This is a genomic window from Micromonospora tarensis (assembly GCF_016803395.1).
Classification (GTDB): Bacteria; Actinomycetota; Actinomycetes; order Mycobacteriales; family Micromonosporaceae; genus Micromonospora; species Micromonospora tarensis.
Genome location: NZ_JAEVHL010000417.1, coordinates 1 through 3,138, shown reverse-complemented (window position 1 = coordinate 3,138; position 3,138 = coordinate 1). Strand labels below are relative to the sequence as shown.

Sequence of the window (3,138 nt, the reverse complement as noted above, 5' to 3'; positions counted from 1 at the left end):
GGGCCGCCCGCTGCCGGGTCGGGTGGCGCGCGGAGCGACCGCTGGCCGAGGGCTTCGTCCTGGCCGTGTCGCCCGCCGTCACGCTGGCCCCGATCGCGCTCCTCTTCGGCAACGGCGGCACCCAGCCGTACTCGGCCGAGTCGATGCGCATCAACGTGGCGCTCGCGGTGCTGGTGGCGGTCGTGCTGCCGCGTCGCCGCCGGGTGCTGCGCGTCGGCGCGGTGCTCACCGTGCTGCTCCTGGTCGGGGCGTACTACCTGCCCAGCCCGATCGGTTCCAACGCGCTGCGACTGCCGCTGCTCTTCGCGTTGCCCGTGCTGGCCGGGTACGCCCCGCTGCCGGGGCCGTGGCTCGCCGGGCTGCTCGCCGCGACCGTGTGGTGGCAGTCGCCGGTGATGGTGAGCGACGTGACCCGGGCCGGCTCCCCGGAGAGCGCCCAGGCGTTCTACCGGCCGCTCGTCGCGGAACTCGACCGGCTACCACCGGCCGGGCGGGTCGAGGTGGTGCCGTTGCGGGACCACTGGGAGTCCGCGTACCTGCCGCCGACAGTGCCGCTGGCCCGGGGCTGGGAGCGCCAGGTCGACAGCGACCGCAACGCGCTGTTCTACGACGGCAGCCTGAGCGGGCAGACGTACGAGCAGTGGCTTCGTCGCGAGGCGGTGAGCTACGTGGCGCTCGCTCCGGACGCCCCGGCCGACCGGTGGGGGCGCGACGAGGCCGCGTTGATCCGCGCCGGCCTGCCGTACCTGCGGGAGGTCTGGCGGGATCCGACCTGGCGGCTGTACGCGGTGGTTGACCCGACCCCGCTGGTCGGGGCCCCGGGTCGGCTCGTCGCCGCCGAACGCGGCGCGGTCCGGCTGACCGCCGCGCCCGGGGATGTGCCGGTCCGGGTGCGCTGGTCCCGCTGGTTGACGCTGAGCGGTCCGGACGGCTGTCTGCGGCCCGGCGCGGACGGCTGGACCGAGGTGCGGGTCCGCGCCGCCGGCGACTACTCGATCTCCAGCGCCCTGGTACCGGCCCGGCACTGCTGACGGTGCTGCTGTCAGCCGGGAACCGGCGGGCTGGCAGCATGTCGGGCGTGCCTTCCCACCTCGCACGCTGGACCGGTCTGGCCGGCTCGATGCTGCTCGCGCTCTCCGCCTTCCTCGGCGGCGCGTTCCCCAGCGGCCCGCTGCGCAGCACCCCGGTCAGCATCTGGCAGGGCCCCAACGGTCCGCTGATCCTGGCCGCCTGGGCGGTCGGCACCGGCCTGCTGGCGTACGCCTGGTGGGCACTGCGCGACGGCGGGCCGTCGACGCGCTGGGCAATGGTCACCGTGGGGCTCTGGCTGCTGCCGCTGCTCGTCGCGCCGCCGTTCGGCAGCCGCGACGTGTACGCGTACGCCTGCCAGGGCGCCAGCCTCGTCGGCGGCCTCAGCCCGTACGAGCACGGCGTCTCCGCGCTGCCCTGCCCCTGGCTGGACACGGTCTCGGTGATCTGGCGGGACACCCCGGCGCCGTACGGGCCGCTGTTCGTGCTGATCGCCGGTGCGGTGGTCGAGGCCACCGGTTCGCTGACCGCAAGCATCGTGCTGTTCCGGGCGCTGTCGCTGGTCGGCGTGCTGTGCGCCGCGTGGGCCCTGCCGACGCTGGCCCGCCGGGCCGGTGTGCCGGCGAAGCGGGCGGTGTGGCTGGCGCTGGGTTCGCCACTTGTCGCCGCGCACCTGATCGGTGGTCCGCACAACGACGTGCTGATGCTCGCCGCGTTGGTGGGTGGGCTGGCGGTGGTGGCGGCCCACCCGGGCCGGCGCGGAATGCTGCTGGTCGGCGGGTTGCTCCTCGGACTCGCGGTGGCGGTCAAGGTGACCGCCGTGGTGGTGGTGCCGTTCGCCGCGCTGGCGGCCACCGCCGGCCCGTACCGGATCCGCACCCTGATCCGCGACGGCGGCTGGGTGGTCGGCGGCACGCTCGCCAGCGTTGTCGGCGGGACCGTCGCCGGTGGGCTGGACTTCGGCTGGGTCGGCGGGCTGTCCCAGGGCGGCGCGGCCGTCGCCTGGACCTCCCCGTCGACAGCCGTCGGTCAGACCATCGGCTACCTGGCGGCCCCGTTCGGCGCGCACATCGACGCGTTGCCGGTGACCCGGGCTATCGCCGTCGTCCTGCTGGCCGTGCTGTTGGTCTGGCTCTGGTGGCGGGCCCGCACCCGCGACCCGCTGCACCACGCCGGCCTCGCCCTGGCTCTCACCGTCGCACTCGCCCCCGTGGTGCACCCCTGGTACTGGACCTGGCCGTTGTTCGTGCTCGCGGCCACCGCCCAGCGGACCAGGTGGTTCATCGCGGTCGCGCTGGTCGCCTCGTTCCTGGTGCTGCCGGACGGCACCGGGCTGCCCCGGTACACCAAGACGGTCGGGGCGCCGCTGATGACGCTGTTGGTGATCGTGCTGGTCATCCGGTTGGTACGGTCGGCTCGGGTGACCCGTCAGTCGGTCGCCACCGACTGAGGGAAGGTGCGCCGGTGACCACTCCCGGCGCGCGTGCCGCCCCACCCACGGGCCCGACGGGTCTGGCCCGGTGGGCCGGCGCGATCCGGTGGGCTGGCGGTGGCCGGGCCGGCGTGGCCCGGTACGTCGGCCTGGTCGCGCGTCCTGCTCACCGTGGCCGGGCACCTCGGCGGGGCGCTGCCCGACGCCCCGCTCGGCGTGACTCCGGCGTCGATCTGGCGAGCCCCGGGCGGCCCGGCGACGCTCACCTGCTGGCTGGTCGGCACCGCGCTGCTGGTCAAGGCCTGGTGGTCGCTGCGCGCCGGCGCGCCGTCGACCCGTTGGGCGTACCTCACCGCCGGGCTGTGGGCGCTGCCGCTGCTGCTGGCGCCGCCGCTGGGTAGCCGGGACGTCTACTCGTACGCCTGCCAGGGCTGGACGTACGCGCACGGCCTCGACCCGTACGCGGTTGCGGTGGCGGCGGCCGGCTGCCCGTGGGTGGAGACGGTGGCGCCGATCTGGCGGGGCACACCCGCCCCGTACGGGCCGGTCTTCGTGCTGCTCGCGGCGCTCGCGGTCACTCTGGGCGGCGGGCTCACCGGCGCGGTCGTACTGCTGCGGGTGTTCGCCGTGGCGGGCCTGTTGCTGGCGGCGTCCTGCCTGCCGGGCCTGGCGCGGGC

Annotated in this window: 1 protein-coding gene and 2 pseudogenes; all 3 read left to right on the top strand. The window is 75.7% G+C overall.

All coding sequences use genetic code 11. The features are described 5' to 3' along the window. Positions 1-1,031 (top strand): annotated as a pseudogene (locus JM949_RS34890) (hypothetical protein); the annotation flags it as partial. A gap of 47 nt (positions 1,032-1,078) precedes the next feature. Continuing rightward, positions 1,079-2,479 carry a polyprenol phosphomannose-dependent alpha 1,6 mannosyltransferase MptB gene (mptB, locus tag JM949_RS34885; RefSeq protein ID WP_203152324.1) on the top strand — a complete coding sequence of 467 codons (1,401 nt, stop codon included), beginning with the start codon at positions 1,079-1,081 and terminating at the stop codon, positions 2,477-2,479. A gap of 62 nt (positions 2,480-2,541) precedes the next feature. Next, positions 2,542-3,138, top strand: a pseudogene (gene mptB, locus JM949_RS34880) (polyprenol phosphomannose-dependent alpha 1,6 mannosyltransferase MptB); the annotation flags it as partial.